Annotated in this window: 26 protein-coding genes and 1 riboswitch; of the genes, 6 read left to right on the plus strand and 20 right to left on the minus strand. The window is 66.8% G+C overall.

Annotated features, from left to right (window positions below; all coding sequences use genetic code 11):
* Positions 1-114: 114 nt before the first annotated feature.
* Positions 115-1,158: a lytic transglycosylase domain-containing protein gene (locus SB751_RS06305; protein ID WP_250024716.1), complete on the plus strand. Its 1,044-nt coding sequence runs from the start codon at positions 115-117 to the stop codon at positions 1,156-1,158.
* Positions 1,159-1,264: 106 nt separating this feature from the next.
* Here the strand turns inward: SB751_RS06305 and SB751_RS06310 are convergent, their stop codons facing one another.
* The 4 genes from SB751_RS06310 to ribBA all read right to left on the minus strand — a co-directional run bounded on the left by SB751_RS06310 (position 1,265) and on the right by ribBA (position 4,823).
* Positions 1,265-2,446 carry a pyridoxal phosphate-dependent aminotransferase gene (locus SB751_RS06310; RefSeq protein ID WP_144198027.1) on the minus strand — a complete coding sequence of 394 codons (1,182 nt, stop codon included), beginning with the start codon at positions 2,444-2,446 and terminating at the stop codon, positions 1,265-1,267.
* Between the two features lie 163 nt (positions 2,447-2,609).
* Positions 2,610-3,116, minus strand: a complete 507-nt coding sequence (nusB, locus tag SB751_RS06315; protein WP_092290545.1) for a transcription antitermination factor NusB — start codon at positions 3,114-3,116, stop codon at positions 2,610-2,612.
* Entirely contained in the window at positions 3,116-3,619 is a 504-nt protein-coding gene (gene ribH / locus SB751_RS06320; protein WP_144198028.1) for a 6,7-dimethyl-8-ribityllumazine synthase, read from the minus strand. Before ribH ends, nusB begins: the two co-directional genes overlap by 1 nt.
* A gap of 88 nt (positions 3,620-3,707) precedes the next feature.
* Positions 3,708-4,823 (minus strand): bifunctional 3,4-dihydroxy-2-butanone-4-phosphate synthase/GTP cyclohydrolase II, encoded by a 1,116-nt coding sequence (gene ribBA / locus SB751_RS06325; RefSeq protein ID WP_313818627.1) that lies wholly within the window; start codon positions 4,821-4,823, stop codon positions 3,708-3,710.
* Positions 4,824-5,067: 244 nt separating this feature from the next.
* Here ribBA and SB751_RS06330 point away from each other — a divergent pair, with 244 nt between their 5' ends.
* Positions 5,068-6,108, plus strand: a complete 1,041-nt coding sequence (locus SB751_RS06330; RefSeq protein ID WP_144198030.1) for a CaiB/BaiF CoA transferase family protein — start codon at positions 5,068-5,070, stop codon at positions 6,106-6,108.
* Here the strand turns inward: SB751_RS06330 and SB751_RS06335 are convergent.
* The 16 genes from SB751_RS06335 to glyA form a co-directional block, all read right to left on the minus strand.
* Positions 6,097-6,729 carry a riboflavin synthase gene (locus SB751_RS06335; protein WP_144198031.1) on the minus strand — a complete coding sequence of 211 codons (633 nt, stop codon included), beginning with the start codon at positions 6,727-6,729 and terminating at the stop codon, positions 6,097-6,099. The genes SB751_RS06330 and SB751_RS06335 overlap by 12 nt on opposite strands.
* A 42-nt stretch (positions 6,730-6,771) precedes the next feature.
* Positions 6,772-7,893, minus strand: a complete 1,122-nt coding sequence (gene ribD, locus SB751_RS06340) for a bifunctional diaminohydroxyphosphoribosylaminopyrimidine deaminase/5-amino-6-(5-phosphoribosylamino)uracil reductase RibD (protein ID WP_144198032.1) — start codon at positions 7,891-7,893, stop codon at positions 6,772-6,774.
* Positions 7,894-7,933: 40 nt separating this feature from the next.
* Positions 7,934-8,473, minus strand: a complete 540-nt coding sequence (locus SB751_RS06345) for a GspH/FimT family pseudopilin (RefSeq protein WP_144198033.1) — start codon at positions 8,471-8,473, stop codon at positions 7,934-7,936.
* A 1-nt stretch (position 8,474) separates the two neighbouring features.
* Complete coding sequence (locus tag SB751_RS06350) at positions 8,475-8,948, minus strand: type IV pilin protein (RefSeq protein WP_410747862.1); 474 nt, start codon at positions 8,946-8,948, stop codon at positions 8,475-8,477.
* Positions 8,945-10,771 carry a pilus assembly protein PilY gene (locus tag SB751_RS06355; RefSeq protein WP_244844717.1) on the minus strand — a complete coding sequence of 609 codons (1,827 nt, stop codon included), beginning with the start codon at positions 10,769-10,771 and terminating at the stop codon, positions 8,945-8,947. The genes SB751_RS06350 and SB751_RS06355 overlap by 4 nt, the downstream gene beginning before the upstream one ends.
* Complete coding sequence (locus tag SB751_RS06360) at positions 10,768-11,334, minus strand: pilus assembly protein (protein ID WP_211943230.1); 567 nt, start codon at positions 11,332-11,334, stop codon at positions 10,768-10,770. The genes SB751_RS06355 and SB751_RS06360 overlap by 4 nt, the downstream gene beginning before the upstream one ends.
* Complete coding sequence (locus tag SB751_RS06365; RefSeq protein WP_410747863.1) at positions 11,328-12,260, minus strand: PilW family protein; 933 nt, start codon at positions 12,258-12,260, stop codon at positions 11,328-11,330. The genes SB751_RS06360 and SB751_RS06365 overlap by 7 nt, the downstream gene beginning before the upstream one ends.
* Positions 12,257-12,658 carry a type II secretion system protein gene (locus SB751_RS06370; RefSeq protein WP_211943231.1) on the minus strand — a complete coding sequence of 134 codons (402 nt, stop codon included), beginning with the start codon at positions 12,656-12,658 and terminating at the stop codon, positions 12,257-12,259. The genes SB751_RS06365 and SB751_RS06370 overlap by 4 nt, the downstream gene beginning before the upstream one ends.
* A gap of 175 nt (positions 12,659-12,833) precedes the next feature.
* The gene (locus SB751_RS06375) at positions 12,834-13,280 is read right to left on the minus strand and encodes a type IV pilin protein (protein ID WP_410747864.1); all 447 of its coding nucleotides are present in this window, start codon (positions 13,278-13,280) and stop codon (positions 12,834-12,836) included.
* Positions 13,281-13,315: 35 nt separating this feature from the next.
* Positions 13,316-18,037 carry a pilus assembly protein gene (locus SB751_RS06380; protein ID WP_410747865.1) on the minus strand — a complete coding sequence of 1,574 codons (4,722 nt, stop codon included), beginning with the start codon at positions 18,035-18,037 and terminating at the stop codon, positions 13,316-13,318.
* A gap of 46 nt (positions 18,038-18,083) precedes the next feature.
* Entirely contained in the window at positions 18,084-18,668 is a 585-nt protein-coding gene (locus SB751_RS06385) for a PilX N-terminal domain-containing pilus assembly protein (protein WP_211943234.1), read from the minus strand.
* 6 nt (positions 18,669-18,674) lie between these two features.
* Positions 18,675-19,514 (minus strand): PilW family protein, encoded by an 840-nt coding sequence (locus tag SB751_RS06390; RefSeq protein WP_211943246.1) that lies wholly within the window; start codon positions 19,512-19,514, stop codon positions 18,675-18,677.
* Positions 19,511-20,062, minus strand: a complete 552-nt coding sequence (gene pilV / locus SB751_RS06395) for a type IV pilus modification protein PilV (RefSeq protein WP_211943235.1) — start codon at positions 20,060-20,062, stop codon at positions 19,511-19,513. Before pilV ends, SB751_RS06390 begins: the two co-directional genes overlap by 4 nt.
* Before the next feature lie 4 nt (positions 20,063-20,066).
* Positions 20,067-20,666, minus strand: a complete 600-nt coding sequence (locus SB751_RS06400) for a GspH/FimT family pseudopilin (protein WP_211943236.1) — start codon at positions 20,664-20,666, stop codon at positions 20,067-20,069.
* Between the two features lie 237 nt (positions 20,667-20,903).
* Positions 20,904-21,371, minus strand: a complete 468-nt coding sequence (gene nrdR, locus SB751_RS06405; protein WP_092290516.1) for a transcriptional regulator NrdR — start codon at positions 21,369-21,371, stop codon at positions 20,904-20,906.
* A gap of 132 nt (positions 21,372-21,503) precedes the next feature.
* On the minus strand, positions 21,504-22,751 hold the full coding sequence (glyA, locus tag SB751_RS06410) for a serine hydroxymethyltransferase (RefSeq protein WP_211943237.1): 1,248 nt from the start codon (positions 22,749-22,751) through the stop codon (positions 21,504-21,506).
* A 185-nt stretch (positions 22,752-22,936) separates the two neighbouring features.
* Positions 22,937-23,037, minus strand: a riboswitch (ZMP/ZTP riboswitch).
* A 209-nt stretch (positions 23,038-23,246) separates the two neighbouring features.
* Between glyA and ybgC the strand changes: the two genes are divergently transcribed.
* The 4 genes from ybgC to tolA are packed head-to-tail and all read left to right on the plus strand — an operon-like array spanning position 23,247 to position 25,876.
* On the plus strand, positions 23,247-23,651 hold the full coding sequence (gene ybgC / locus SB751_RS06415; protein WP_144198043.1) for a tol-pal system-associated acyl-CoA thioesterase: 405 nt from the start codon (positions 23,247-23,249) through the stop codon (positions 23,649-23,651).
* A complete protein-coding gene (tolQ, locus tag SB751_RS06420) occupies positions 23,648-24,331 on the plus strand; it encodes a protein TolQ (RefSeq protein WP_186296838.1) in 684 nt (227 codons plus the stop codon). The genes ybgC and tolQ overlap by 4 nt, the downstream gene beginning before the upstream one ends.
* A gap of 33 nt (positions 24,332-24,364) precedes the next feature.
* Positions 24,365-24,802 (plus strand): protein TolR, encoded by a 438-nt coding sequence (gene tolR / locus SB751_RS06425; protein WP_092290512.1) that lies wholly within the window; start codon positions 24,365-24,367, stop codon positions 24,800-24,802.
* A gap of 15 nt (positions 24,803-24,817) precedes the next feature.
* The gene (gene tolA, locus SB751_RS06430) at positions 24,818-25,876 is read left to right on the plus strand and encodes a cell envelope integrity protein TolA (RefSeq protein ID WP_144198044.1); all 1,059 of its coding nucleotides are present in this window, start codon (positions 24,818-24,820) and stop codon (positions 25,874-25,876) included.
* Positions 25,877-26,011 lie beyond the last annotated feature (135 nt).

Genomic DNA, 26,011 nt, shown 5'->3' on the forward strand with positions numbered 1-26,011 from the left:
CCAACAGGTGCTGGACACCCCTGCTAGGTGGCGCAGCATCCTTACTTGAGTACGTTGAGATCGGGCACGCGTGGCAGTTCGCACGCGCGCCGCGGGCAGCGGATGGAGGTAAGTATGAGCGGTTGGAAAACCCTTCATCTTCCCGGTGTCGGGCGGGCGTTGCAGGTCCGCTTCAGACAACCGGTTCCCGGTGTGAACCGTGCGCTGCAAATGCGCCTGGCCCACCCGGTGGCGGGTCGCGCCTTGCTGCGCGGCAGCCGGACAACCTTGAAGTACACCCTGAACAGTCTGGGCGTGCTTTCCGTGGCCGCAGCGGTCACCCTGACCGTCAGCCAGCAATGGCGGACGTCGCTCGCCGGCGCGCTGGCGGGCAAGGAAGCGCCCTCGGTGCTGCTCGGCGCGGCCCTGCCGGCCACGACGGCCCATGCCAGCACTGGCGTGCCGCCGGTCTCGGCGGACGTGGCCGCCGCGCGCCTGGCGCATGCCACCAACGGCCTGCCGACGGTATCCGGCGTGGACGAGTGGAGCGTGTCGGCCGCGGGCAAGGTCCCGTCGGTGGCGCACCTGGCCGCGCAGATCCCGGTGCAGCGCGTGGCGCTGGACGCCCGCAACACCACGGCGCTCGGCTCCGCACGTGAGCAGGCCGCCGTGGCGGACTACATCGCCCGCAAGTACCGCGTGGCGGCGCAGGCCACCGGCCAACTGGTGAAGGCCGCGTACATGACTGGCCGCGAGGTCGGCATCGACCCGCTGCTGATCCTCGGCGTGATCGCCATCGAGTCCAGCTTCAACCCGTACGCCGAAAGTGGCGTGGGCGCGCAGGGCCTGATGCAGGTCATGACCAAGGTCCACCAGGACAAGTACGAAGCCGTGGGCGGCGTGTCTGCCGCGCTGAACCCGTACGCCAACATCAAGATTGGCGCGCTGGTGCTGAAGGATTGCATCGCCCGTGCCGGTTCGCTGGAAGGCGGCCTGAAGTACTACGTGGGTGCCGCCACGACCAACACCGATGGTGGCTACGGCGCCAAGGTGCTGGCCGAGCGCGCCCGCCTGCGTCAGTTGCTGGGCCTGCCCGCCAACGACGCGAAGCCGGTCGACGCCAAGCCGACGACGGCCGAGAAGCTGGAAGCGGCCACGGCCACGGCCCAGGCGGCCTGATCGCCGCCCAGCTGGGCACGGCATGAAAAAGAGCACCCCTCGGGGTGCTCTTTTCATTTGCGCTGCTATCTATATAGATAGCGGTGCCGACCCGGCCCTTAGCGCATCAGCGCAGGAAATGATGGAGCCGCTGCATCGCTTCCTCGATGTTCTCCATGGCCGTTGCGTACGAGATGCGGATGTAGTCGCGCGCGGTGTGCGGGCCGAAGTCCGTGCCAGGCACCATTACCACGCCGGCGTCATGCAGGATGGCCTGCGTCAGCTTGTCGGCATCGCCCGCATGGGGGTGGTTCACGTGGCGGCAGTCGGCGTAGACATAGAAGGCGCCGTCCGGCTTTACCGGCACCCGCAGCCCCAGCGCCTCCAGCGCCGGCACGATGGCATCACGGCGGCGGCGGAATTCGGCCTTGCGCTCGTCGTAGATGGCCAGCGCCTCGGGCGTGAAGCAGGCCAGCGCCGCGTGCTGCGAGATCGCCGACGCGCAGATGAACAGGTTCTGCGCCACTTTCTCGAAGGCAGGCACCAGTTCGTCCGGCACCACCAGCCAGCCCAGGCGCCATCCCGTCATATTGAAATACTTCGAGAAGCTGTTGACGGTGATGACGTTGTCGTCCAGCGACAGCGCGGAGACCGGCGGGGCATCGTACGACAGACCCTGGTAGATCTCGTCGAGGATGGCGAAGCCGTTGCGGCGGCGGACTTCGGCGAGGATGCCGCGCAGCTCGTCCGGCAGGATCGACGTACCGGTGGGATTGCTCGGCGACGCCAGCAGCACCCCGCGCGTGTCCGGCCCCCAGTTGGCGGCCACCTGGGCGGCGGTGAGCTGGAAGCGCTCGGCCGGCCCGCTCGGCACCATGCGCGCCCGGCCGTCGAAGGCGGCCACGAAATGGCGGTTGCAGGGGTAGCTCGGATCGGGCATCAGCACCTCGGCGCCAATCTCCACCAGCACCGCGCAGGCCAGCAGCAGGGCGCCGGAGGCGCCAGCGGTCACGATCACGCGGCGCTCGGGGATGTCGATACCGTAGGCGGTCTTGTAGTAGCCGGCGATGGCCTCGCGCAGCGCGTGGATGCCCAGCGCCCCGGTGTATTGCGTCACGCCCCGGCGCATGGCCGCCTCGGCGGCATGCACGACCGGCGCGGCGGCAGTGAAGTCTGGCTCGCCAATCCCCATGTGGATGATGTGGCGCCCGGCCCGTTCGAGTTCGGCGGCCTGCTTGGCCAATTCCATGACGTGGAAGGCGTCGATATTGGCGAGGCGGGAGGCAGTGGCAAGGCGCTGGTGGTCCATGGCGGTCAGGATGGGCGGAGGGCTCGGGAGGGTTGAGGGTAAGGGTAGGCAGCGCGGCGCGGATCCCAAAGGATCAAGCGATGCGCGGAAATATCGCGCTGAAACAAAAACACCCGCCGGGGCGGGTGCTCTGGGCTAGTGTCAACCAGCAGTGACGGCAGGCTTAGCGGCGCGCGGCAACTTCCGGCGCGCGAACCTGGGCGGCGAGCTTGTCCAGCACGCCGTTGACGTACTTGTAGCCTTCCACGCCGCCGAAGGTCTTGGTCAGCTCCACGGCCTCGTTGATGACGACCTTGTAGGGAATGTCCAGACAATGCACGAGCTCGAAGCTGCCAACCAGCAGCGCGGCGCGTTCCACGGGCGACAGTTCGGCCACGGGGCGGTCCAGGAACGGCTCGAACGCGGCCGTCAGGCGCGCTTCCTCGCGCACGGCGCCATTGAGCAGGGCGTCGAAGTGCTCGCTGTCGGCCTTGTTGAAGCCTTGTGCGTCATGCAGGTGGGCCTGAATCGCACCAATATCGTTACGATTCAGCAGCCATTGGTAGAGGCCCTGCAGCGCCAGCTCGCGCGACCGGCGGCGCGCGCTCTTCGGCGGGGCCTTGGGCTCGGTGCGGGCCGGCTTGGCGCCGCCCGGCTTGCCGGCGTCGCCGGTGTCGGTGGCGTCACTCATCATGCTTCCTCGTCTTCGTCTTCGTCGTTCTGGCCGCTGCGCAGGGAGTCCAGCGCGACCACCAGGTTGGCCATTTCCACGGCGGCGCGGGCGCAGTCGCGGCCCTTCTCGCGCGTGCGGGCGTGTGCCTGCGCATCGGTATCCACGGTCAGGATGCCGTTGGCGATGGGCACGTTGAAATCCAGGCCCACGCGCGTGATGCCGGCGCCGGACTCGTTCGAGACCAGCTCGAAGTGGTAGGTCTCGCCGCGCACCACGGCGCCGAGCGCGATCAGCGCGTCGAACTGGCCGCTTTCGGCCATCTTCTGCAGCGCCAGCGGAATTTCCAGCGCGCCGGGCACCGTCACGACCAGCGTGTCTTCGCCTTCCACGCCGAGTTTTTCGAGTTCGGCCACGCAGGCCTCGCGCAGCTCGTCGCAGACGGGCTCGTTGAAGCGACCCTGCACGATGCCGATGCGCAGGCCTTCACCTTCGAGGTTGCTGGGGTAGAAGCCGTGATCCATTGTCAGTTCTCCAATTGTTCGGGGAAGGGTGGCTGGCCGCGCCGGATGGGCGCTGGCTGCCATCGATGTTCGTGAATGTTCGTTGGTTTTAGTCGCAGTTGGCTTCGCCGTGCATCGGCTGGCAGCCGGTCACTTCGAGGTCGTAGCCGGTCATGCTCGGCATCTTCTGGGGCGAGCCCAGCACGCGCATCTTGCCCACGCCGAGGTCGCGCAGGATCTGGGCGCCCATGCCGTAGGTGCGCAGGTCCGGCTTGCGGCGCGGACGGTCTTGCGGGGCGTCCAGCGCGGCGAACTGCGAAAACAGCTGCTCGGGCGAATCGCCCACGTTCAGCAGCACCATCACGCCTTGCTCGGCGCCGTGCAGTACCTCGAGCGCGGCCGGCAGGCTCCACGAGTGCGTGGTGCGGGCCGATTCCAGCAGGTCGAGTACCGACAGCGGCTCGTGCACGCGCACCAGCGTTTCCGTGTCCGGGCGCGGCTGGCCCTTGACCAGCGCCAGGTGGGCGCGGCCCGTGGGCTTGTCACGGTAGATCACGCCCTGGAAGCTGCCCCACGGCGTCTGCATGGTGCGCTCGCCCGCCCGTTCGATGATGCTTTCGGTGCGGCTGCGGTAGTGGATCAGGTCGGCGATGGTGCCGATCTTGAGATCGTGCTCGCGCGCAAACTCGACCAGATCCGGCAGGCGCGCCATGGTGCCGTCGTCCTTCATGATCTCGCAGATCACGGCCGCCGGCGTCAGGCCGGCCAGGGCGCCGAGGTCGCAACCGGCTTCGGTATGGCCGGCGCGGATCAGCACGCCGCCGGGCTGCGCCGTCAGCGGGAAGATGTGGCCGGGCTGCACCAGATCGCTCGCCTTGGCGTCTTTTGCCACGGCAGCCTGCACGGTGCGCGAGCGGTCGGCGGCGGAGATGCCGGTGGTCACGCCCTCGGCGGCCTCGATCGACACCGTGAAATTCGTGCCGTGCACCGTGCCGTTGCGCGACACCATCGGATACAGCTCCAACTGGCGGCAGCGTTCGGCGGTCAGCGTCAGGCAGATCAGGCCGCGCCCGTACTTGGCCATGAAGTTGATGGCTTCCGGCGTGACGAAGTCGGCCGCCAGGACCAGGTCGCCTTCATTTTCGCGATCTTCCTCGTCAACGAGGATGACCATGCGGCCGGCGCGAATGTCGGCAATGATGTCTTCGGTACGGGCGATAGTCATGGCTGGGGCAACGTCAGGGAATACGGCGGGTGGCAGTAGGCGGGCAGGGCCGGAGGCAGGGGCAACAAAGCCGGCGAAATCAAGCCCGCTATTGTACGCCAAGCGGCGGGGTTCGGGCCTGCCCCGGGCTGACTCAAATATGTCGCATCAGGCACTTATGCGTCATGGTGTGACGGACGACAGGTACGGGTGCGGCTGACCGCTTACCATGTCACCCACAGCATACGAATCAGGAGCCTGCCGCATGACCTTGCCGCTGAACGGAATTCGCGTCGTTGAGTTTGAAGGGATTGGCCCCGGCCCGCTGGCGGGCCGGATGCTGGCCGACATGGGGGCGGAGGTCATCGTCATTGCGCGCAGGCAGAAGGTGGCCGTGGCGGCGCAGCTTGGCGGCGACAAGGACAGTCCGCTGCGGCGCGGCAAGACCATCGTGCCGCTCGACCTGAAGGACCCGGCGGGGTTGGCGGAAGCGCTGGCGCTGGTGGCTGGCGCTGATGCATTGATCGAGGGCAACCGGCCCGGGGTGATGGAGCGGCTGGGACTCGGCCCCGCCGACTGCGCGGCGCGCAACCCGCGCCTGGTCTATGGCCGCATGACTGGTTGGGGGCAGGCCGGACCGCTGGCCCAGTCGGCCGGTCATGATCTCAACTACGTGGCGCTCACTGGCATGCTGTCACTGTCCGCGCGGCCCGGCGAGACGCCGGCCATCCCACCAACCGTGCTGGGCGACGCCGGCGGGGCGCTGGGCCTCGCCTTCGGCATCGCCTGCGCGCTGGTCGATGCGCGCGCCAGCGGCCGGGGGCGCGTGGTGGACGGCGCCATCGTCGACATGGTGGCCATGCTCGGCGGTATCGCGCTCTGGGTACGCAACAACGGCCAGATCGACGGCCCCACGCCGAGCCCCTTCCATCAATCGCCGTTTTACGATGTTTACGCCTGTGAGGACGGTGGGCATATCACCATCGGCGCGCTGGAACCGCAGTTCTACGCGCTGCTGCTCGACAAACTCGGCATGACCGATGTGGACCCCGCCACGCAGTACGACCACGCGACATGGCCGGCGTTGAAATCGCGATTCGCTGATGTGTTCCGCAGCCAGCCGCGTGCCCACTGGGACGCGCTGCTCGGTGGCACCGATGTCTGCTACGCGCCCGTGCTGAGCGTGGCGGAGGCCGCCAGGCATCCGCACAACGTGGCGCGCGGCATTTTCATCGAACGCCCGGACGGCACGCTCGACGTGGCCGGGGCGCCGCGGTTCTCGGACCTGTCGCCCTCAGAGCAGTGAGACGGACTCGCCCTGCGAGGCGGACAGCATCCGCTCCACGTACCGCGCGATCAGGTCGATCTCGAGGTTGACGCGCGCGCCAGCCTTCAGTTCGTTCAGCGTGGTCACTTCCACGGTGTGCGGGATCAGGTTGATCGAGAACTCGCAGCCTTCGGCCACATCGCTGACGCTGTTCACGGTCAGCGAGACGCCGTTGACCACAACCGAGCCCTTGTAGGCCAGGTAGCGGCCCAGCTCGCGCGGGGCGCGGATGCGCAGCTCGTGCGATTCGCCAACCGGGGCAAAGCGCACGACGTCGCCAAGCCCATCGACGTGACCGGACACGAGATGACCGCCCAGCCGGTCTGCCAGCCGCAGCGCCTTCTCGAGATTGACGCGGCCCGGCTTGTCGAGGCCAACGGTCTTGTCGAGCGATTCTCGGGAAACGTCTACGTCGAACTGGCCGTCCTGCAGGGCCACGACGGTCATGCAGGCGCCCTGGATGGCGATACTGTCGCCGATGATCACATCGGTCAGGTCCAGCTCGCCGGCGGCGATGCGCAGGCGCACGCCAGCGTCGGCGTTGCCCAGCGGGGAGACGGTGTCGATGCGGCCAACGGCCGCCACAATGCCAGTAAACATGCTTGCCTCGGAATACGTAGGGTCTGTCTGTTCAGGGGGATGTCAGTGCTTGCTGTCGCCACGTCGGGCAATCAGCCGGAGGTCGTCGCCGATCTGGCGCACCTCGTGCCAATGGAAGGCGGCGGCGTCTTCGAGCCTGGCCAGCGGGGGCAGGTTGAACATGCCCTGCGCGTCGCCCAGCAGCCGGGGCGCCAGATAGATCAGCAGCTCGTCGGCACAGCCCTCGCGGATCAGGGACCCGTTGAGCTTGAAGCCGGCTTCCACATGCAATTCATTGATGCCGCGCTTGCCCAGTTCCTGCAACATTCGGCGAAGTTCGACCTTGCCGTGCGGATTGGGCAGCACCACCACCTCGGCGCCGCGTGCCTCCAATGCACGCTGCCGTGCGGCGTCTTCCACGGCGCAGAAGACCAGCACGGGCTTGGCGAAATCCCCGGAGTCGCGGTTCAGGATCTGCGCGTCTAGCGATACCTCGAGGCGGGAGTCCACCAGCACGCGCTGCGGCTGGCGCGGCGTGGGAATCGCCCGCACGGTCAGCGCGGGGTTGTCGTCCCGCACGGTGCCGATGCCGGTCAGGATGGCGCAGGCCCGGGCGCGCCAGGCATGACCATCGTCGCGCGCGGGTTTGCCGGTGATCCACTGGCTGGTGCCGTCATGCAGCGCCGTGCCGCCATCGAGGGAAGCGGCCACTTTCACGCGCACCCATGGCAGGCCGCGCGTCATGCGCGAGACGAAGCCGATGTTGAGGTCGCGCGCTTCCTTTTCCAGCAGGCCGCAGCGTACGTCGATGCCGGCATCGCGCAGTCGTTGCAGGCCGCGCCCGGACACCGCGGGGTTGGGGTCTTCCATGGCGGCCACCACGCGGGCGATGCCCGCGCGCACCAGCGCCTCCGCGCACGGCGGCGTGCGGCCGAAGTGGCTGCATGGTTCCAGCGTGACGTAGGCGGTGGAGCCGGAGGGATCGTGGCCGCGCGAGAGGGCATCTTTCATCGCCTGGATCTCGGCGTGGTCCTGGCCCGCCGGCTGGGTATAGCCCTGCCCGATGATCTCGCCATGCTTCATCAGCACGCAGCCAACGCGCGGGTTGGGCGTGGTGGTGAACATGCCCCGCGCGGCGAGCGCGAGGGCCAGTTCCATGGCGGTATGGTCGGAGTCGGAAAACATGGCGGGGCAGGCTGTGCCGTTAGGTGAGAAAGCAGGGCGGTCAGTCGCAGTCGGCATCGGGGCCGGCGCCGCAGATCCGGATGCGCCCCTGGGCGCCGAGCCTGACCTGCCGCTGCGCACCGCGGCATCGCACATGGAACGTGGCCGCGTAGAAACCGCCGCGTTCCGATCGAGAGTATCCCACAGGTGTCAAGCGGAGCGCAGGCGGCCCCTTGGCGCCATCGGTGCCACGCAGGGTCACGCGCAGGCAGGCGGCGTCCAGCGCGGTGACGGCGATGGGCGGCCCGGGGGGCGCCAAGGGCACCACCGGCGCGAGCTGCCATCCGCCATCCAGCGTGGTGGCGCCCGGCAAGGGCCCCAGCCGGATTTCGACGCGCCGGTTGGCCGCCGTGGTGCGTGCCATGGCCAGCGATGCCGCCAGCCGGTCTGCGGCATAGGTCACGGTGTGCTCGGCCAGCATGTGGCGCAGGGCGGGCAGGGCGATGGCCGCGAGGATGGCGGCCACGGCCAGCGAGACGAGGAGTTCGGTCAGCGTCATGCCGCTGTGTTGGCGGACGTGCGCGATGGCGGTCTGTTGCATTTCAGCATCCTTCGGGTGGTCGAGCGGGCGGACTTTCCGTGGTGAGCAGGGAAAGCCACTCGCCGGTGCTCCGCAGCACGAGGGTGCCGCAGCGCGTATCGACAAAAGTGGGTGTGGCGCGGACTTCGACGCAACGGGACAGGTCGAGTCCGGCGCAACTGGTGGCCGTTAGCCAGTGCCGGACCGGGGCGGGCGGCGCGGGCACAGGGCGGGGCCAATGGCCGGCCGGCACGGTTGCGTCGCGGGCGCTCGCAAAGGTCGACGCGTTGAGTGCGTGCCGCTCGAGCGCCAGCATCGCGGTGACCGCTTCGGCACGTGCCTGCATGCGCCATGCCCGGTGGAAATGCTGCTGCCATGCCGGTAGCGCCATGGCAGCGAGGATCGTGACGATCATCAGGGTGACCATCAACTCGACGAGGCTGAATCCCTGTTGGGTGCGCGGCAGGCAGGATCGGTGCGGCACGGCGGTGGTCATAGCGGTGTCCGGATCAGTTCGCGCCAGCCGAGCCGGCCGCGCCGGCGTGTCACGTAGGCGTGCTGTTGCAGGTGGGCGCCGTCGCCATGGACCTGCCACAGGGCGAGGGAATGGACATCCCGCCGGCTGGTGCCGGGAGCGACGGCGGCGCCTTCGATGACTGGCGAGAGGCCGACGATCGGACCGCCGAAGGCCGGATCGAACGGCAATCCCGTGATGGCGGCGCCCGGCTTGCCATCGGCCAGCAGAACGGTGACGGACTCCCCGGTGGCGGCGTCGATCAGGTAGCTCCGCGCGCGGCCATCGGGTCCCAGCGTGGTGAAGGCAAGATGGGCGGGGCTGGCCGCGTGCAGTGTCTCGATCCGTTCGCCGGGATGGGGAAGCGCCAGCGTCCATCCTGTCGTGCCGGGCGGGTCTGACGAGGGCGCGGCACGCAGCACCACGCCATTGCCGCTTGGGATGGCATGGATCTGGCGGGGATTGGCGCGTTTGCCGGTGCGGTCCGGGATGGCGGAAATGGCGTCGCCGGTGCCGTAGACGACGAGCGGGGTGGCGCCGGTGTACGTGATCACCGGTGGTTCGACACTGCCGCGTGTGCTGGCGGACTGGCGATGCAGGCACGTTGCCGCCTGGGGTGGCGTATTGGAACCCAGGGTGTCGAAGGGGAATCGCCAGAGACGGCCCACATCGTCGATGACGTACGCGGCGCGGGCGGCGCCACTGGCGTCGCTCCGCACCGTGACGGCCAGCAGTTGCGTGGTGGCCGTCTTGCTGTCGCAGCCTTGCTCCGGCAACGGCAGTCGCGGAACACGGCCGGTGGTCGCCCACGCGCCTGACGGCCGGTCCAGTGGAAGCAGCGCCAGGCCTGCTCGTGCGCCTGCCGGCGTGCCCGGCGCGAGGATGCCGACCGCGAACCAGCGGCGTTCGTTATCGACTGTGTACATGGCGGCGCGTAGTGGGCCGCTGCCGGTCAGCGGCAGGGCATCGTTTGCCGTCACTTCCCAGATCAGTTGGATGGGCGTGTCGGCGCCCAGGGTGGATACGTCGAGAACGAATGCGGTGCCGGGCGTGCGCGCCTTGGCGGGGGTGGTGCACAGGAGAAGGGTGCGCCAGCGGCCGTTTGGGTCAGCATCTACGCTAGTGGGCCGTGGGCACGATGGTGCCGGCATCCGCGTGCCTACGGCAGTCAGCGCGGCGGCTTCGGCCAGCGCGGCGAGCGGCAGGTAGCCGGTGAGTTCCTGTCCCGTGATCGCGTGGAAACCGTGCAGGATGCCATCGCGCGTGCCCAGCCAGACGGTAGTTGGCCGCAGCGCGTGTGCATTGCGGAAGGCAGTGTGGCCCGGCTGCATAGGCTGCCAGGCTGGCGGCGACACCACGTGCACGCGCGCGCCAGTGGCGCTGGCAAGCCGGGTGTCGCGTGGGCGCAGCAGGGCGGGTTGATTGCCGCGAAGCCAGGAGAGCCGGTCCGCGCCATGGGTGTCGGGCTGGTTGGTGGCGGGATCGATATTGAGGCGGTGCTTGGCCTCGGTATCGATGGCCGGCCACCGCAAAGGTGTCAGCCGTGCTCCGCCCAGATAGAGGCGGCGCGTGTCCGTGGCGCGTTGGTCGAGTAAATCGCCCGCTTCCCAGAGGTGCAGTACCCCACGCCGGTTGGCGTCGGCGGTAGTGCGGAAGCCGATGGCATGGAGACGGCCTGTCCAAGCGTAGGCGGCAGGCGCCACACGGTAGCCCATCGGCAGATGGCCCGCCTCATTGGCAACGGCGCTGGCGCCGCCGCAAAGCCCTAGCGCCAGTGCCATGCAACCGATGACTAAGCGGATCATGGCTGGAACTCCGCCTGGAGCAGCACGCGCACGGACGGATCGCGGCCAAGGCCGAGTGCGGTAATGCGGAAGCGCGGCCACTGCGCGGCGCCGGCCAGTGTGTGGAGAGGGTGGTCGAGGACTTCGATGAGGTAGCGCGGCGGATGCGTCGCCCCGGCAACGCCTTCGGGCAGATCGGGGAGGCGCACCCCGGTGAGCGCGCCAATCGACAGGGCCGGAACGCGCTCGGCCGGGCTGCCTTCGATCCACGGCCACCAGGCCGGCTGGCCGGTGCCCGTTCGACAGATGCCGCGCTGGGCCTCGTCACCACAATGGCCCGCGCCCGGCCACGATGCCAGCCGAGCATGCGGCGACGCGGCGGCCGCGAGCAGATCCGCCTCCGCATCGAGCAAGGCCGCCTCTGCCGCGCGGAACGCGATCTCGCGGTCCAGTTGCAATCCTGCCAGTTGACGGCCGGCGTGGAGGAAGTGCATCGCGGCGGCGCAAACGCTGGCCGTGAGCACCAGCATCGTCGTGACGAAGGCGAGGACGGCGATACCTTCTTGCGCACGGCGGCTCAACATAGGGCCTCCAGGCAGGGCGAAGGGTTGCGCAGGCGGAAGGTGGCGGTGAAGGCGCGCCGGCGGACCGCATGCCGGGTGGCAGGGGGGAACGACAAGTCTTCGTCGGCGTCGCCATGGGTCAGCGCAGGCAGCAGGGTCAGCGGCTCCGGTCGCGTCGTCTGCCCGGTAGCGCGGTCGCCCCGAATCACCAGCCCGATCTGCACGGTACGCACGCGATGCCAGCCGGCATCGCCCTGCGCGCGGATGTCGCGGGCGCGCAGGTAAGTATCCGCCTCACCGTCGCCGTCCTGATCGACGCCATAGCGCAGCTGCATGGTCTCCACGCCACGGACGAGCGTGCCCGAGGTGTAAGTGACGGCTTGCATCTGGCGCCCCTGCCGGCGCGGATAGCGGCACAGCAACTGCGGCACGCCATCACTGCCGAGGCCGATGTACAGCAGATTCATCGCGGCGTGATGCGAAGCGGGCACGCCATCGACCGGTTGGGCCGTTGCCGCCAGCGCATGCCCGCCACAGTCGGTCATGGTGCCGTCCGGCCGTGTGGTCGTCTCGCCGCTGCTGCTGCCGGAGAAGCGCAGGCGCAGCGCGTCGCTGTAATGCCGGCCCCGGGCGCCGCACGGGGCCGAAAGATCGATGGCGGGCTGGCCGCAGTCGTCGTGACCCTCGAGCGGCGCGGTGGGCGCCGGATGCCCGGGGGCAAGCGCGGCCTGGCCGGGAATCCAGCCCGCCTGACGCACCAGTTGGGCGACGATGCCCAGCGCCCGATGGCCGCGCTCCGCCATCATCACGCTGTCCGCGACGTTGGCGTACGCCTGCCGCACCACTTGGAACGTGGTGATGGCCAGCACGGATGCCAGCAACCCGAGCACCATCCCCACCATCATCCCGGTGACCGTGAATCCGCGCTGGCGATGGCGGCGCTTCATGGCGCCACCCAAAGCGCCACGTGGGCGGGAGGCACCGCCATCCCGGGAGAGGCGTCAGGCGAGATGCGGACCGGGCCAGCCAGCACGATGCGCACGCCGGGCGCGCAGACCGGCTGAGGTCCGGACCCTGCGCTGAGCGCGCCGCACAACTGCGCGTGGCGGGCGCCGGGCGGCACCGTCGAACCGGCACCGGCCGTCTCGGCAAATTCCGACGCCCACTGGGTGGTCTGCGCCAGGCTCTCCTGCTCGCCCGCCAGCCGGAGCCACAAGGGGCCGAGCACCGCCAGCGGCATGGCGCCAATGCCGATGACGGCAAGACAGATCAGCGATTCAAGGAGGATGTAGCCGCGAGAGCGTTGCCGAGGGCGGCTGGGAGTGGAGGGCGGAGCAAGGGACATGGCGCATCGGTTCGAAGAGAACAGATGGCCACGATAGCCTCGGGCGAGGCCCTAAAACGTGTCCGGATGTGGAGGTTTTGTGGAAGTTTGTGTCCGAGGTCGGCTCGGAACACACCCAGGCCAGGAGTAGCCGGCTTCGGCCCGCGCACAGGTCATGCGCGGGCCATGCAAGCCGCTACCAGCAATCCGCCTGGCTTCCGGTGCCTGTCTCGGTTTTGTTATTGAGATTGTTGATGCCAAGGTCTCCACACAGCGCATCGGCCAGCTTGGGCGTGGCGGTGAGGGTGTAGCCGGTGGCGTCGCCGCCGCCGGTCACGGCGATGGTGATCACATGGCTGCCTTGGTCGCAGGTATCCCCGGACCCCGTGGTCTGGGCGGCGCATGCCAGCACCTTGAGATCGGCAGGGTTCGACGAATACTTGTTGTTCACCGTGAAATACCTCTCCTGGGCGCCCTGCACGCGCGCCAGGGCGGCCTTGGCTTCGGTGCGGCGCGCCTTGGTCACGTACTGCCCGTACTGCGGGTAGGCGATGGCGGCCAGGATGCCGAGCACCATGACCGTGATCATCAGTTCGATCAGCGTGAAGCCTTGCGCATGCTGACGCAGTCCTGTCCGGGTCATTGCCGTTCTCCGTCTTGTTTCATGTTGCGCCACCATCAGTGCAGGATCTCGCGCCACGACAGGCGGCCGCTCGGCTTGTCCGCGCTTTCCGTGATGGTCTGCGTGCCACCGCTCGAACCGGACATCAGCTTGCACTCCTTGCCCGGGCCGCAGTCGATGATCGGGGGCTTCGGCGTGATACCCACCGTCGAGCCGATGCCGCTCACCACCACGCCGTTGACCGTATCGTTCTGGTCGATCTTGCCGTCGCCGTTGAGGTCCACCGGCGATTCGTCCAGGCGCGCGCCGCTGAACGTGCCGACTTCATAGATGAAGCTCGAGCCGCCGCTGTCGCAGACCTCGGTGGATGGCGTCATGGTGATCAACACGACGCGTTTGCCACGGATCAGGGCGTCCGTCACCATGCGCTCGCCGAGTTGGGCGTAGGTAGGGCCGATCAGCAGGTCCATGTACCAGCCCTGGATGCCGCCGGCGGTCAACTGCACCTTCGTGTCGGTTGTGATCCGGTAGGGCTGGCCGTAGGCGACTCCAGCCGACAGGGTTCTCTGTTCCTGCAGCATGCTGCGCGTGATTGTGCCCTGCGCGGTGATGTTCTGGTCCCAGATGCCGTACAGCGACTGGGTCGAGAAGTTCGAGGGGTCGCTGTTGTCGACGTACCGGCCTGTGCCGAACACCACCATGTAGCCGCCGGTGGGGTTGCGTGCCACGTCCGGCTGGCCGGTGATCGGCTGACGGTTGCCCGCGCCGTCCTTGGCCGTGAACATTAGCTTGCGCGTGGACTGCCACTTCGAATCGGTCTTGTCGGTGACATCGAACTTCCAGAGGTTGCCGAGCAGGTCGCCGGCGTAGAGGAAGTCCACGGTACCGTCGCCGTTGACGTCGGCCGGGAGCACCGAGGCAATCCCGTTGGATGCCGTTGCAGTGGCGTCGTCGAGCGTCAGCTTGAGGTAGTCCGTGCCGAGTGTCCAGCGCTTGGAGCCCCGCACGCGGTCCAGGTAGACGATGAAGATGGAGCCACGGCCCGCCGTGCTGTTGAAGCCGTTACCGAAGATCGCCACCCACTTGCCGTTGGACATCTTGACGATTTTTGGCTGGCCCACGACGTGGCCGAGATCGGCGTCGGCCGAGCTTGGGAACTCCCACAGCACGGTGCTGGCGGCGGTGCTCTCGCTGATGGATTCCGGATCGGTGACGTCGAGCGCGAACACGCCACGGCCGCCCAGGCCGAGGCCGCTGACCAGCACGGTGCGCCAGGCGCTGTTGATCTTCGCATCCTTGACGGCAGGTGTGCCGTCGACCGTGTAGGTGTGGACGTAGTCGAGGTTCGTCAGGGTGGGCAGCTTGCTGTACACCAGCGACGGCACGTAGGCGAACAACTCCTTGCCGCCGTCTTCATCCTTGGCGGAGAACGCGTGCATCATGCCGTCGTTCGCGCCCACGTAGAGCACCGGCTTGCGGGACCGCTTGCTCAGCACGAACTCGGCGTAGTCGTTACCGGCGTAGCCGGCGTTGGGCGGGCCCACGTACTGCGGGCTGGAGTTGACGATGTCGCCCAGGATGGTGGTGGGGCGGGTGCGGAACTTGCCGGAGGCGTCGCCCTCGTTGCTCTGGTCCCCGCGCAGCCAGTTGACGCGCTTCGTGCCGTCCGCGCCGCCCGTCGTCATGATGGTCTGGAAGTCGGTGGGCAGGCTGTTGTAGCGGAACGGAATGCCAGTGCCATCGGCATCTACGCTGTTGTACGTGAGGATCGCGCGGTTGGTGGGGGCGATGCTGCGGAGCGTCTGGCCGGCGTCCCAGATGGCGGGGAGGACGGTCTCGCCCTTGGTATCCAATGCAAAGTTGAATAGCTGGCCTGACCAGTCGGAGCCGTTGAAGCGCGCCTGATAGGACCGTGTGTTGATGTCCAGTCGGGATGAGCTTGCCGCGACGGAGGAGGACGACGAGGTGGCCAGGATCGAGATAAAGGCGCGCTCCAGCGCCGCGCTCAGCGCGCCCGGGTTGGTGGCGTAGAAGTAGTTGTCGGGCAGGCCATCGGAGCCGCCGTCGCCATTGGACAGGCGGACGTCCCATTCAGTCTGCTTGTTCGGGGTCTTGTCGCCGTCGCCGTCCTTGAAGCCGCCCCACTTGGCGGCGTACTGCAGCGGGTCGAGGAACTGCGAGCCCGAGTTGCCGGTTACGCTGTAGGTGACGCTCGTTTCTGCATCGCCCAGAATGCAGTTGCTGCAGCCCTTCACGCCGGTCGGGTCGGTGTAGTTAAAACCGTAGATGCCGGAGTGGAAGTGCGGGCCGTCCTTGTCGGTGCCGGATACCACGTAGCCGAAGCCCTGGCCATTGCTGGAGGAGCCGGACACCACCTTCGTCGACACCGTGATGTTGCCGCCGGTGACGGAGTAGCTCAGGATGCCCCAGACGTCCTGGTCGTAGTCGCCGCCGGCCACCGAATCTTCCCAGCTGACGTAGAAGCGACCGCTGCTGGCGTCCTGCGAAATCACCTTGAAGTCGACCAGCGTGCCGGTGCTCGGGTCGACGTTAGTCGGGTGCAACTGGTAGGACGGCATGATCGTCACGGTCTTGCCACCGACATTCACGTTGATCTTGGGCGTGTTGGTCGCCAGCTGCACGGCGTAGGTGGAGACCTTCAGCGCGGCGTTGCGGGTGGTTTCATCGGCGGAAGTGACGTCGATGTCCGTCCGGATGCGGTTCATGTGCGCGAACAGCGCCGCGCCCGCGATCTGGAACGTGCCCTTCTGGGACGGTCCTTCCGGGCAGATCCCGAGCACGTTGCTGAGCGAGCCGACCTTCTTGGCCGAGCAGACATTGTCGATGATGCCACCGCTGACCCCGCCCGCGAACCAGTTGCCGTTGTCGATGCCTTCACCGGCGCCAACCTTGTTGGTCCAGTCGCTGATTGCCGGCGAGCCGGCCAGATCGCTCAGGCCGCCCAATTGGTCGTTGTCGTAGGAGGAAACGCTCGAGTTGAACACCAGCGCATTGAGCGGCGAGCAGTAGGGTGCCCGCTTGGGGTTCGACGCCGGCAGGTTCATCGGGTTGGCCCACGTCGCGGTCGTCAGGCCGAGGGCCACATCCTTGCCATTGGTCTTGGGTGCGAAGTCGGCGTTGGCCGTCTTGCCGGCGAAGTAGCGGAGCGTCTCGACATAAATTTCCGAGATCGGATTGCCCCACGTGGAGCAATTTCCCTCGTTGGCCGGCTTGTTCTGGGCGTTCTGGCCGCCGCTCGGTTGAATGGCGGTTTGCTGATAGTTGCAGCTGTCTGCACTGGTGTAGCCCCCATCGCTATAGCTGTAGCCGTATGGGCGCAGCTTGTCGATGTTCCAGACAATGCCTTTCACGGGCGTGGCAGCGCGATAGGTAAAGACGCCGGTATCGGGGTTGATCTCGGTGGAGAAGTTCGTCACGTTCTGCCGAAGCACACCACCTGAGATGTTCTTGTCGTAGGTGCCCGTCATCAGCCCGAACAGCATCTGGCCGGTCTCGCCGTACTTCTGCAGCAACCCGTACGGCTTGTAGGCATTGCCGTACTGTTTGCACGATTCGCCGCCGATCAGGCCCGTTACGCAGGCCTGCACACGCGCGTTGAACGTGCCCTTCGCCTGCCCCGTGCCGGTGCCCCGCACCGACTGCGATGGGTTTTCTGCCGACGCGTTGATGCCCGATGTTGCGGCGCGGTTGCCGTTCGAGGAACCAGAGACAGTCTTGCCGTTGGTCTGCGGCAGAAAGCTGCTTTGGGTGTTGCTGGCCTCGCTGTACCAGTTGCACTGCCATTTCTCGCTGGCGCCCCAGGTGGCATAGTTGCCTTTGACCACGCGTAATTGCGGGGCCTGCGTGTTGGCCTGTGAGTTGATATTACTGCTGTCTTTCGGGGTGACGTTGCAGATCGTCAGCCCGCCGCGCGTGAGATTGGTCACGGTCCACGACGAATAGCTGTTGCTTGCGCCGGCCGGCTTGGAGACGCTGTCCGCGTAGATCGCCATCGTGATGGCGTTGCTGTTGCCAATACTGCTGATCCAACCGGTCAGCGATGTGCCGGCCGGAGCGCTGCCGCGCGGAACCAGCCGAATCTGGTCGCCGATCTGCATCTTGGAGTTGTCGCTCACCGTCAGCGTCACCACGTCGGCGCGCAGTGTGATCTGGGTGGCCGACGTCTGGGTCTCCACCTCGGAAGGCAGCTCCAGGTCTACAGGCACCAGTTTGCGCAGGTCGGCGCCACCGTAGTACTTGGCCCAGGCGTGGGCGTCCATCGGCAGGAAGGCGCGTTCCAGCACCGTGGTGGTGGCGTTATCGGTCGACCGAGTGCCGCCGTAGAGGATCTTGCGTACTTCGTCGATGCGGCTCATCGACACCCAGTTCAGGAAGTTGCCGCTCCACTTGGTGCCGTCGCAGTACTTTGCGCTGTCAGCCATCGCGGCAGGCACGAAGCCCTGGATGCTGCTGCTGTCATAGCTGTAGCATTTAGCCGAATCGAAATAGCCCGCGTAGCTGATGGTCGACCTATAGGTCGAATCCAGGATGCCGTCGCCGTCCAGGTCGGAGTAGTCGTTGTACGCCTTCTGGTGGAGCGAATGATCCTTGGAGAGATCGATCATCACCATCGGCGAAACGCCGCCGCCTGCATAGAGGGGCTTGGTGGACAGGTTGAGCTGCGCCGCCGAGGCGGAGGCTACGGCGAGCAGGAACGATGCCGCAAGCAGTACGGCTTGCAGGCGGCTCGCGGGTCGATGCGGGAGGAACGGTTTCATGGTGCGCCCAGCGGTTGGAGGGTTGCGCGACACGGTTCGGGAAGAATCACAAACGCACGACTTCCTGGATCATCACCTTCGTGCTCGGGTTGGCCCCGTAGCCGATGGCGCTGACGCGGAAGACGTACTTGATGTTGCCGGCCTCGAGGCTGCCTTCGTTGATGTCCGGGATCGATTCGATCAGGTAGCGCGGCTGCTTCGAGACGCCGTTGGCGCCCCCGGTCGGCATCTTCTGGTCGGCGGTCAGCAGCGTTATTTCGCCAAGTTCCACGGACCGGGCAGGATCTTCGAGGTACAGGTCCCACGCCGGCTTGCCCGTCACGGCGGGCAGGCAAAAGCCCTTGAAGCCGGCGACGTCGCAGGTCAGCGCGGCGCCGGTGACGCCGGAGATGAAGCGGATGTTGCGGATGTCGTTGCGGGCATCTCGCAGCGCCGCCTCGGCGGCCTGGAGCGCGATGTTCTGGTCGCGCGTGTTGCGGGCCATGCGCTCGGATGACAGGCTGGACATGCTCGCGGCCAGCCCGACCAGCGTCAGGATGATCAGGAACAGCAGCACCAGCACCAGCGAGATGCCGCGCTGCCCCTGGCGTCGATGCAGGCGGGCGCGCGGACGGGGAGGGATTCGCGTCATGTCGTGTCAGTTCAGGCGGTTGCGGAGGGCGATGAAGAACGTGGCGTGCTTGCGCAGGCGGCCGTCGTTGGCCATGTTCATGACGCTGCCGGCATCACCGGCCGGGGCGACGTCGTTCTGCGCATACACCTTGCCGAAGTGGTTCATGACCAGCGAGGTCGGCGCGGCGTTCGTGGTGCTCTTGCCGCGCAGCACCAGCGAGACGCGCAGGGCGCGCACGTTGGCCATGTTTGCCGCGCCGGGCGGGACGAAGCGGTTGACGGTCTGGTCGCCGTCGGTATCCTCGCCCAGCAGGATCTGGAAGGCCTCGACATTGGGGAACAGCGGCGTGGCGGCCCCGTTGACCGTGCACTGGAGCCAGGGCACGCCGGCCGCGTCGTTGACGATCGAGAACACCTCGGTCACCAGGATGTTACCGTTCACATCGTTGCCGGCGCAGTCGACCATGGTGCCGTCCGGCGTCGGGGCCGTGGGCGTGCCCGGTACCGCTGCGGGGTCTGCCCCCGGCGGCGACGAGCCGAAATAGCGCACGGTCAGTGTGTCGCTGGTATTGACACCGGTATCGTTGGTGGCTTCGAGCGTCTCGTTGACACCGAAGCTGTTGTCCAGGAAGGTGAAGTCGGAGTATCCGGCCTGGCGGCCCTGCCGTTGCAGCAACTGCGCAATGGCGCGCGAGTTCTCCTGCACTTCGGCGAGATCGCCCTGTGTGTTGTACGAGCGCTGCTGCGCCAGGTAGAGCGAGATCACCACGATGACCAGCAGCATGCTGATCACCATGCCGACCATGAGTTCGACCAGGGTGAAACCCTGCGCGCGGCGCCTCGGCTTGCGGATGGACGTAGTCATGGCACGAAGGCGGTCACGAATCGTTGAGGGGTGTCCTGGCCGTCTTCGCGCCACCAGATCTTGATGACGTAGGGTGCGCCGTTGACGTTCTGGCACTGCGGGTCCGCGGCGTCGCCGTCATTGGGGGACGCATCGATGCAGACCATTCCGCTGGCGGCGGGCAGCGCTTCCTTCAAATCGTCCAGCCAGGCCGCGAAGCTGGCCCCGGCCATGGCGGCCGGCGTGCAGCCCTTGGCCGCATAGCAATCGGCATTGGGCACGCTATTCGGCTTGTCGAACGCGCCAGCCGTCAGCGCGACCTCGTTGCTGCGCATCTGGTCTGCCAGGTTGTAGGCCATGGTGGTGGCCACGTTGCGCATGGACGCCGTGCGGGTATCGACCAGCGTGCGGAGCTGCAGCATGGCCAGCGCCAGGACGCCGATGGCGAGCACGACAATCGTGATCAGTGACTCAATCAGCGTGAACCCGTCATGGCGCGCGCGCGCGGGCGTGCGCAGTCGAACCGGGCGGGCACGTCTCGGTAGGCCGTTCTGTTGGGAGGGCGACATGGCGTCAGATGCAGGGCGTCTGCTGCTGGGTTTGGGGGCGGCCGCTGCCGGTCATGCTGACGGTCTGGCCGGGCAGTTCGGAATTGCGTTCGCAGAACTTCCAGGTGGCCGTGGGGGAGGTGGAGGCGCCCGAGGACCGGAATCGCACCAGGTCGGACGTGGCGCCCAGGTTGCTGGCTTCCAGGGTCAGGGTCGGGGTCGGGTCGTCGCTGTAACGCAGCACGTCGTCTGTGGGATCGACCACGCCGTCGGCGTTGAGATCGGCGAAGATCACGCGCCGCTGGTTCCAGTCGGCGGAGCAGGCGCTGCCGGTGCCCACGGGGCAGATCGTGACGGTGCCGTTGCGCCGTGCTGCCTCGCTGCGGGCCGCTTCGATTTCGGTGAAGAACTTCGACGATTCCGTCGCGATGCGGCTGTTATGCAGGAAGGAGCGGAAGTTGGGGATAGCCGCTGCCGCGAGGATGCCGAGGATCGTCACGGCAGTCAGCAGCTCGATCAGCGTGAACCCGCCGATGATGCGCGTCTGAGAGCGGTGGAGACGCCCGATGCGGGCGCGGCTGTGCGGCTGGCTGGCATGCCGCGGCGACCCCATGCCAGCGGGCATGGACGCAGGCCGAGCAGGCGTCAGCAAGCCCACTGCCCAAAGGCAGAAAGACTGACCCATTTGTGACTCCCGTCCAAAAAATCGAACTGTTCTTTTGCTTTTCTATGGGCGGCGCGTTGGAGTTTTGCTGCGCCGGAGCCTCTGTTGGGCTCCGTTTACGCCGTGCACGCGTTCGCCATCCGGCCCCCTTACCCGAAGGAGGTCAGTGCAGATTAGACAGCTTTTTTTACGAAGTAGCTACCCCTTTCGTGGGGTAGGCGGGGAAAATTCGTCGAGTACGTCGCGGAATTCCGACACATCTTCAAAACTGCGATAAACGGAAGCAAAGCGGATATAGGCAATTTTGTCGAGTTTGCGCAATTCGCGCATGACCAGCTCGCCTACCTGGCTGCTGGCGATCTCTTTCTCGCCCAGCGCCAGCAGTTTTTCCTCGATCCGGGTGATGGCCTGGTCGATGGCCTCGGCGGACACCGGCCGCTTGCGCAGGGCCAGCCGCATCGAGTCCTTGAGCTTGCCGCGCGTGTAGTCCACGCGTGAGCCGTTTTTCTTGACGATGGCGGGGAAGAAGAGCTCGATGCGCTCGTAGGTGGTGAAGCGGCGGTCGCAGGCTTCGCAACGCCGGCGGCGGCGCACCGTGTCACCGTCTTCGGAGACACGACTGTCAAGCACCTGGGTGTTGGAATGACCGCAGAAGGGGCATTTCATGCCGGACCACCTGAAGATATATGCCGGGCCGCATTATCGCTCGCGGTGTGCAAAAGGTAAAACGGCGCTGCCGGGGCAGCGCCGTTGGTCACACGCACTATATATAGGCGCGGTGCCGGTTACGGCCGGAAATCAGCCGTAGACCGGGAAGCGGCGGGTCAGGGCGGACACCTGCTCGCGCACCTTGGCGATATTGGCTTCGTCGTGCGGGTTGTCCAGCACGTCGGCGATCAGGTTGGCCACCTGGCGCGCCTCGTCTTCCTTAAAGCCGCGCGTGGTCATGGCCGGCGAGCCCAGGCGCACGCCCGAGGTCACGAACGGCTTTTCCGGATCGTTCGGGATGGCGTTCTTGTTCACCGTGATATGGGCGTCGCCGAGGATCTTCTCGGCTTCCTTGCCGGTGATCTGCTTGGCGCGCAGGTCCACCAGCATCACGTGGCTCTCGGTCTTGCCGGACACGATGCGCAGGCCGCGCGCGATCAGCGTCTCGGCCATGGCCGCGGCGTTCTTCACCACCTGTTGCTGGTAGGACTTGAACTCCGGCGTCAGCGCTTCCTTGAAGGCGACGGCCTTGCCGGCGATCACGTGCATCAGCGGGCCGCCCTGGATGCCCGGGAAGATGGCCGAGTTGATGGCGCGCTCGTGCTCGGCCTTCATCAGGATCACGCCACCACGCGGGCCGCGCAGGCTCTTGTGGGTGGTCGTGGTCACGAAGTCGGCGTGCGGCACCGGGTTCGGGTACACGCCCGCGGCGATCAGGCCGGCGTAGTGGGCCATGTCCACCATGAAGTAGGCGCCAACATCCTTGGCCACCTTGGCGATCCGCTCGAAGTCGATGCGCAGGGCGAAGGCCGAAGCGCCGGCGATGATCATCTTCGGCTTCTTCTCGTGGGCCAGCTTCTCCAGCGCATCGTAGTCGATGTCTTCCTGGGCGTTCAGACCGTAGCTGACGACGTTGAACCACTTGCCGCTCATGTTCAGGGCCATGCCGTGGGTCAGGTGACCGCCTTCGGCCAGGCTCATGCCCATGATGGTGTCGCCCGGCTTGAGCATGGCGAAGAACACGCCCTGGTTGGCCTGCGAGCCCGAGTTCGGCTGCACGTTGGCGGCTTCGGCGCCGAAGAGCTGCTTCACGCGGTCGATGGCCAGCTGCTCCACCACGTCCACGTACTCGCAGCCACCGTAGTAGCGCTTGCCGGGATAGCCTTCGGCGTACTTGTTGGTCAGCTGCGAGCCCTGGGCGGCCATCACGGCCGGCGAGGTGTAGTTTTCGGACGCGATCAGCTCGATATGGTCTTCCTGGCGCTGGTTTTCCTTCTGGATCGCGGCAAAGACTTCGGGGTCGATCTGCTCGATGGTGAAACGGCTGCGTTCAAACATGGCGTGACTCGTCTGTAAAAAAGGGATGCCGATGCACTTTTCGGATGGCGAACAGGCAATCGGTATACATCTCGGGGGTTTCGCGGAACTTCGCGATTAGGGCGCGCGGGGAAGGCATCGGCGTCCGGCACCAGTGACCCCTATATATATAGATGTCGTCCGGTGCAGGGCGCACCCTGCTTCCCATTCGCTGCCCAGGCGAGCGGCAGGCGTTTGTGATTCACGCCAGTGAACTTGCGCTTCCTCGTGGTAGTACCCACTGACTTCGCCAGTCGCGCAAGGTGGAATGGTTGCCGCAGAGTTTACGCGAGGCCGCGCCGCGCCGCAAGGCGGTGCCCCGGGGGCAAGGGCGGGGCAGGGCGGTGCGGAGTGTGGCGGTCGTGCATCGGGCCAGCTTCCCGCCAAGCCGCGCGGCGCCTGGCTCGCAACTTGCTGTTGCATTTCTCCTGCGGGTTTACCTGTGGCGGGCCGTTGCGGTCCGTTACAATGCCGGCCATGCCGAACTTTGTCTGGCCGCTGCGCGTGTACTGGGAAGACACGGATGCCGGCGGCGTGGTGTTCTACGCCAACTACCTGAAATTCTTTGAACGGGCCCGGACCGAATGGCTGCGCTCGCTCGGAATCGGCCAGCAGGATCTTGCCGATACGTCGAACGTGGTCTTCGTGGTACGCAGTACTGCTGTGGAATACAATGCGCCCGCCCGGCTGGACGACCAGTTGGAAATCCGCACCGTGATTGAACGGGTGGGGCCGGCATCGGTCCAATTCGCCCAAGAAGCGTGGCGCGACGACCTCCAGCTGGCCAGCGGCAAGATCCGGGTGGGATGTGTCGATAAAAGCACATTTCGTCCGGCCCCGATTCCTGCTCCTGTTCTCGCAACTATAAGAAACGCTCGATGAATCCGGTGACCGTCACGCAAGACCTGTCGATTATCTCGCTGGTGCTGCACGCCAGCCTGCTGGCACAGGCCGTCATGGCGCTGCTGCTGGTGATGTCCCTCTTCTCGTGGACCTATATTTTCCGCAAGCACCTGGCGCTGCGCGCCGCGCGCAGCCAGACGGAAATCTTCGAGCGCGACTTCTGGGCCGGCGGCGATCTCCAGGCGCTCTATAACAGCGCCGTCAACAATCGCCATAACACCGGCGCGCTCGAGCGCATCTTCGAGTCCGGCATGGGCGAGTTCCTGAAGGCCCGCGAGCGCAGCAGCGACGCCGGCGCGCTGCTCGATGCCGCCCGCCGCGCCATGCGCGCCGCCTACCAGCGTGAGATGGATGTGCTCGAGTCGCACCTGCCGTTCCTGGCATCGGTGGGCTCGGTGAGCCCGTACATCGGCCTGTTCGGCACGGTGTGGGGGATCATGAACGCGTTCCGCGGCCTGTCGAATGTGCAGCAAGCGACGCTTGCATCGGTTGCGCCCGGTATCGCCGAAGCCCTCGTGGCCACGGCCATCGGCCTGTTTGCAGCGATTCCGGCCGTGATCGCCTACAACCGATATGCAACGGAGATCGACCGTCTGGCCATCCGTTTCGAGAGTTTCATGGAAGAGTTCCTGAACATTCTCCAGCGCCAGACCCGCTAACCCACCTCATTCATCGCATTCGGAGCACCAGCCATGGCAGCCATCCAGCGTCGCGGCGGCTCGCGCCGCCGGGCCAGCGCCGACATCAACGTCGTGCCGTACATCGACGTGATGCTCGTGCTGCTCGTCATCTTCATGGTGGCGGCCCCCATCGTGAACCCGGCCGTGGTCGACCTGCCTTCCGTGGCCCAGGCCACGCCGCAGCAGAAGGCGCCGCCCATCGTCGTGTCCGTGCATGAGGACGGCACGCTGACCGCGAGCGGCAAGGACAATGCCGGCAACGCCTTCGAGCGCAAGCTCGACAAGCGCGGCCTGCTGGATTTCGTCCACCAGCGCCAGAATGAGAACCCTGACCAGCCCGTGGTGATCGCCGCCGACCGTGCCGTGAAGTACGAGGCGGTGCTCGACGTGATGTCCGTACTGAAGGCCGACGGCGTGAAGCGCGTGGGCCTGATGGTCAAGTCCAAGTAAGCCCCGCGACATCCAGTGGCCAGTCTCTCGTCACGTCATCCGCAAGCCCGGCCGCAGCGCCGGGCACAGGCCGCCGCCTACCCCTACCAGCCGGTGAAGGAGCGCGGCACCACGCGCTCGTTCCTGATGGCCCTGTTCATGCACCTGCTGCTCGGGCTGGTGCTCTACTACGGCGTGCGCTGGCAGAGCAGCACGCCGGTGGGCGCTGAAGCCGAGCTGTGGGACGAGATTCCCGACACCACGCCGGCCCCGCCGCCGCGCCCGGTAGAGCAGCCGCGCCCGACGCCGCAGCCCGAGCCAGCCGTACGCAGCAAGGCCGAGGAAGACGCGGACATCGCCCTGGAACGCCAGAAGCGCAAGCAGGCCGAGGAGGCCGCCGAGCGCGAGGCCGCCCGCAAGGAACAGGAAAAACGCGACGCCCAGCGCAAGGAAGAGCAGCGCAAGGAAGACCTGCGCCAGCAACAGCAGCGCGAAGAGGCGCAGCGCAAGGAAGACGCCAGGAAGAAGGCTGAGCAGGATCGCAAGGAGCAGGCCGAGCGCGACCGCAAGGAAGCGGCCGACGCGAAGGCGAAGGCTGACGCCAAGGCCCGCGCTGACGCGGAGCAGAAGGCGAAGGCCGCCGATGCCGAGCAGAAGGCCCGTGCGAAGGCGGACGCCGATGCGAAGGCCAAGCGCGAAGCCGCCGCCAACGCCCAGCGCAAGAGCGAGCTGGCGCGCCTGCAGGCGATGGCCGGCGGCAGCGCCACCTCCAGCGGCGGCGGCGTGGGCAATGCGGCCGGCTCCGGCGCGGGCTCGGGCGGCAAGGCGTCGCCGGGCTACGCCGACCGCGTGCGCCGCAAGGTGAAGCCGAACATCAACTTCGGTGGCGATGTGGACGGGAATCCGGCCGCCGTGGTGTCGGTCTCGCTGGCGCCGGATGGCTCGCTGCTGTCCGCCCGCCTGAGCAAGTCCAGCGGCAACGCGGACTGGGACAACGCCGTGCTGCGTGCGGTACAGCGCTCCGACCCGCTGCCGGTTGACGAGAACGGCAAGGCGCCTTCGAGCTTCACGATCACGTTCAAGCCCAAGGACTAGGCGCCTCATCTGCCATGTTTTGCAACATAATGCAACCTTCATCGATGGCGCTGGGTCGCATTGCTACCATGAACGGTTGCCTGACGCGGCCGGCAGCGTGCAATTGCGCGCAGAACGGGCCATGCGCCAAGCGGC

Source organism: Cupriavidus sp. SIMBA_020, from assembly GCF_046535395.1.
GTDB lineage: Bacteria > Pseudomonadota > Gammaproteobacteria > Burkholderiales > Burkholderiaceae > Cupriavidus > Cupriavidus campinensis.